Genomic DNA, 4,832 nt, shown 5'->3' on the forward strand with positions numbered 1-4,832 from the left:
CGCCCGCGCCGTCGACGCCCGCTCCCGCCCCGGTCGTCGCGGCGGCTCCGCCCTCGCCTGCGGGTGGGCTCTGCGAGCAGGACGCGGTGCGCACGGATCTGATGGCCTCGGTCAACGGCGCCCCCGACTTCAAGGACGGCAAGCGCCGGCTCAAGGCGCTGGTCGAGCCCGAGACGGTCTTCGAGGATCGCAAGGCCAAGCGGATGACCTGCCGCTACACCTCGGTCTGGGACGAGACCCAGGACACGGGCACGACCGAGACGCGCATGAAGATGACCTTCAAGGCCAGCGACGACGGCAAGGACGGCATCGACCTCGATTACAGCTTCGACAAGTAGCAGCCACGCAGCCTCCCGGCGGCCCCAGGGCCGTCGGGACGGAGCCGGTGAGGGCCGGACCTAGCCCGCGTCGAGAGCCTCGAGGACGAGGCTCTCGTTGGTGTAGACGCAGATCTCGGCGGCGATCCGCATGGCCTTGCGCACGATCGCCTCGGCGTCGAGGTCGGTGTCCTCCAGGGCGCGCGCGGCCGACAGCGCGTAGTTGCCGCCGGAGCCGATCGCCATCACCCCGCCCTCCGGCTCGAGCACGTCGCCCGCGCCCGACAGCAGCAGGCTGACGTCCTTGTCGGCCACCAGCATCATCGCCTCCAGGCGGCGCAGGTAGCGGTCGGTGCGCCAGTCCTTGGTCAGCTCGACGCAGGCGCGGGTGAGCTGCCCGGGATACTGCTCGAGCTTGGCCTCCAGGCGCTCGAACAGGGTGAAGGCGTCGGCCGTCGCGCCGGCGAACCCGCCGATCACCGCGCCCTTGGCGAGCTTCCGGACCTTCCGGGCATTGCCCTTGACAATGGTCTGGCCGAGGCTGACCTGGCCGTCGCCGCCGATGACGACGCGGCCCCCCTTGCGCACCATCAGGATGGTGGTGGCGTGCATCTGGGCCGGGCCTGAATCGTCGTGTGCCAAGGGTGTCTCCGGGTATCGCTCGGCGTCAGGTAGGGGCTCGCGCCCCGGATTGCCAAGCGGCGCCGCGAAGACCCGCGGTCAGTGGTCGCCGCCGAGATAGGCCGCGCGTACCGCCGGATCGCTCTTGAGCCGGGCCGCCGGCCCCTGGAAGCGGATGCGGCCGTTCTCGAGGACGTAGGCGTAGTCGGCCACCCCGAGCGCCGCCATGGCGAACTGCTCGACGAGCAGCATCGTCACCTGCTCCTCCTTGAGCTGGCGGATGATGCGGAACACCTCCTCGACGAGCTTCGGCGCCAGCCCCATCGACGGCTCGTCCAGCAGCAGGAGGTCGGGGCGCAGCATCAGGGCGCGGCCCATGGCGAGCATCTGCTGCTCGCCGCCCGAGAGCGTGCCGGCGAGCTGCAGCCGGCGCTCCTTGAGGCGCGGGAACAGCGCGTAGGCGCGCTCGCGGTCGGCGGAAACGTCGCCCTTGGGGCGCGAGCCGGTCAGCCGCGGGAAGGCGCCGAGCGTCAGGTTGTCCTCCACCGACAGGGTCGGGAACACCCGCCGCCCCTCCGGCGAGTGGGCGAGGCCGGCGCGGGCCACGTCGTGGCTGTCGAGCCCCGAGATCTCACGCCCGGCGAGCCGGATCGAGCCGGCGCGCGGCTGGATCATCCCCGAGAGGGCCCGCATCGTCGTGGTCTTGCCGGCCCCGTTGGAGCCGATCAGCGTCACGACCTTGCCCTTCGGCACCTGGAACGAGAGCCCGTGCAGGACCTCGATCTGGCCGTACCCGGCCGACAGGTTGGCGACCTCAAGCATGGGCTGGCTCCGGAGCGGCCGAGCCGCCCATGTCGTCGGGGGCGCCGAGATAGGCCTCGATCACCTTCGGGTCGGCCTGCACCTCGCGGGCCCCGCCCTCGGCGATCTTGTGCCCGAAATCGAGCACGCTGACCCGGTCGCACAGCCCCATCACCACGTCCATGTGGTGCTCGATCAGGATCACGGTGATGCCCGCGTCGCGGATCTTGCGGATGATCGCGGTCAGGTCCGCGATGTCGGGCGCGGTCAGGCCGGCGGCCGGCTCGTCCAGCAGCAGCAGCACGGGGTCGAGCGCCAGCGCGCGGCCGATCTCTAGGAGGCGCTGCTTGCCGTAGGGCAGGTTGCGGGCCTCCACCTGGGCGAGGCTCGACAGGCCCATGAAGTCGAGGATCGCCATCGCCCGGGCGCGGGCCTCGCGCTCCTCGCGGCGGCGCCGCGGCGTGCCGAGGATCGCGTCGACGATGGTGCCGTGGAAGGCGTGGTGCAGGCCGACGAGCACGTTCTCCAGGGCCGTCATCTCGCGGAAGAGCTGCACGTTCTGGAAGGTGCGGGCGACGCCGGCGAGCGCGATCTCGGAGGGCGTGCGCCCGTCGAGGCGCTTCGGCGCGCTGCCGGCCGCGGCCAGCGTCACCGCGCCGGCGGTGGGTTTGTAGATGCCGGTGAGCACGTTCATCATCGTGCTCTTGCCCGAGCCGTTCGGGCCGATGAGCCCGTGGATCGTGCCGGGCCTCACCGAGAGGTCGACGCCGGCCAGCGCCTTCAGGCCGCCGAACTGCATCAGCGCCTGCTCGACCTGCAGCAGCGGCTCGGTGCCGGCCGCCTTGCCGCGCTGCGCGATGAGCGCGTCGCCGTCGGCCGAGAGCGCCTTGCCCTCCGCCGTGTGGGCCGGGCGGAGCGCCGGGATCTTCTCGCGCAGGAAGCCGACGATGCCGTCGGGCAGGTAGTAGACCACGAACAGGATCAGCAGGCCGAACACGCTGAGCCGGAAGTCGGTGACCGATTGCAGCGCCAGCGTCGCGGGCAGGAACAGGATGCAGAGCACCACCGGCACGAGGATCGCGAAGCGGTTCTCGCGCCGGCGCAGGAAGGCCTGGATGCCGACGACGAGCGCCACGGCGGCGATGAGGCCGGCCATGATCCGTACGAGGTCGATGTCGGCCAGGATGTTGGGCATCATCACGATGATCGCCGAGCCGATCAGCGGGCCGGCCCGCGATTTCCGGCCGCCCATCGTCACCGCGAGCAGGAACAGCACGGTGAGCTCGAAGCCGTAGGAATTCGGGGCGACGTAGCGCTCCGACCAGGCGAACAGCGCGCCCGCGAGCCCCGCCAGCGCCGCCGAGACCACGAAGGCGTAGACCTTGTAGCGGTAGACGCTGACGCCCATGCAGTCGCAGGCGATCGGCGAGTCGCGCAGCGCCTCGAAGGCGCGCCCGAACGGCGAGCGCACGATGCGGTTCACCACCACGATCGTCAGCAGGAGGCAGGCGCAGACGAGGTAGTAGAACTCGAGCTTGCGCCCCGCCGCGCCCCAGGGCGGCGTGATCCCGAGCGTCGCGAAGTCGATGACGCGGGCCGGCGGCAGGGTGATGCCGAGCGGCCCGTTGGTGATCGGCGTCAGCTCGTTGATGAAGATCTGCACGATGGTGCCGAAGGCCAGCGTCACCATCGCGAGGTACGGGCCGGTGACCCGCAGCGCCGGCACCGCGAGCAGCAGGCCGAAGGCGGAGGTGACGCCGATCCCAGCGAGCAGGCCCCACCAGATCCCGAGCTTGAAGTGCAGGAACAGCACGGCCGCCGCGTAGGCGCCGACGCCGAACAGCCCGGCATGGCCGAGGCTGACCTGGCCGGTATAGCCGACGACGATGTCGAGCCCGAGGATCAGGATCGCGTAGATCGCGATCACCAGCAGCAGGTGGATGTAATAGCTGCTGGTGACCACGTGCGGGAAGGCGGCGAGGAACACCACGAGCAGCACCGCGCCCGCCGCGCCGATATGCCGGCCGAGACCGGCGGAGGCCGAGGGCGCCGGGGCGGCGGCCGGCGCGAAGGTGGAGTGCGCCATCGGCTCAGACTTTCTTGATCACGGCCTTGCCGAACAGCCCCACGGGGCGGATCGACAGCACGACGAGGAGCAGGATCAGGCCCGGCACGTCCTTGTAGCCGGTGGAGATGTAGAAGCCGGTCAGCGTCTCGGCGATGCCGAGGATCAGCCCGCCGACGATGACGCCGAGGCCGGATTCGAGGCCGCCGATGATCGCCACCGCGAAGGCCTTCAGCGCCAGCACCGCGCCCATCGTGGCGCCCGTCAGCGTGACCGGGGCGACGAGCACGCCGGCGAACGCCGCCGTCATCGCGCTGATCGAGTAGGACAGGGTGATGACGCGCTTGGTGTTGATGCCCATCAGGCCGGCGGCATCGATGTCGTTCGAGGTGGCGATCACCGCCTTGCCCCAGATCGACTTGCGATTGAAGATCTCGACCGCGAGCATCATCAGCAACGCCCCGGCGATGATCAGGAGCTCCATCGGCAGCATGCGGATGCCGCCGAGCTGCAGCGCCTCCTCGGGCAGCGGCGACGGGAACTTGAGGTCGTCGCGGCCCCAGATGTTCTCGGCGAGATTGCGGAAGATGATCCCGAGCGCGATGGTGGCCATGATCCACCCGTACTCGGACTTGATCTTCACAGCCGGGCGCACGCCGAGGCGCTCGACCACGGCGCCCAGCGCGAAGCCGAAGACCAGCACCAGCGGGATCATCAGCCAGTAGCCGGTGAACGGCGCCAGCGTCAGGCCGAACAGGGCGCCCAGCGCCAGCGCCTCGCCCTGCCCGAAGTTCAGCGTCTTCGAGGTGGCGAAGGTGAGCTGGTAGCCGAAGGCGATGGCGGCGTAGATCATGCCGACCGCGACGCCGGACGCGACGAGCTGCAGGAAGATGGTCATCGTGTCACCGGCGCCCGTGCGTGAGGGTTTGGTCGTTCATGACGTCCGGTCCCGACCCGATCCGTCGAGGCGCGGGCTCCCGTCCCGCTCGGGATCGGGCCGCGCGACGGGCGACCGGACGGCGTCGGGC

Annotated in this window: 5 protein-coding genes; 1 reads left to right on the plus strand and 4 read right to left on the minus strand. The window is 70.6% G+C overall.

Annotation, left to right across the window (positions count from 1 at the left end):
* A partial coding sequence (locus tag FV230_RS24675; RefSeq protein ID WP_210248655.1) for a hypothetical protein occupies positions 1-338 on the plus strand: 338 nt, incomplete at its 5' end.
* A gap of 60 nt (positions 339-398) precedes the next feature.
* On the opposite strand, the gene hslV is transcribed toward FV230_RS24675, so the two are convergent.
* The 4 genes from hslV to FV230_RS24695 all read right to left on the minus strand — a co-directional run bounded on the left by hslV (position 399) and on the right by FV230_RS24695 (position 4,702).
* Positions 399-929, minus strand: a complete 531-nt coding sequence (hslV, locus tag FV230_RS24680; protein ID WP_147844277.1) for an ATP-dependent protease subunit HslV — start codon at positions 927-929, stop codon at positions 399-401.
* Between the two features lie 108 nt (positions 930-1,037).
* The gene (locus tag FV230_RS24685; RefSeq protein ID WP_147844275.1) at positions 1,038-1,760 is read right to left on the minus strand and encodes an ABC transporter ATP-binding protein; all 723 of its coding nucleotides are present in this window, start codon (positions 1,758-1,760) and stop codon (positions 1,038-1,040) included.
* Positions 1,753-3,825 (minus strand): branched-chain amino acid ABC transporter ATP-binding protein/permease, encoded by a 2,073-nt coding sequence (locus FV230_RS24690; protein ID WP_147844276.1) that lies wholly within the window; start codon positions 3,823-3,825, stop codon positions 1,753-1,755. Before FV230_RS24690 ends, FV230_RS24685 begins: the two co-directional genes overlap by 8 nt.
* 4 nt (positions 3,826-3,829) lie before the next feature.
* Complete coding sequence (locus FV230_RS24695; protein WP_147728683.1) at positions 3,830-4,702, minus strand: branched-chain amino acid ABC transporter permease; 873 nt, start codon at positions 4,700-4,702, stop codon at positions 3,830-3,832.
* Positions 4,703-4,832 lie beyond the last annotated feature (130 nt).

Source organism: Methylobacterium sp. WL6 (genome assembly GCF_008040095.1).
In the GTDB taxonomy this organism is placed as follows: Bacteria; Pseudomonadota; Alphaproteobacteria; order Rhizobiales; family Beijerinckiaceae; genus Methylobacterium.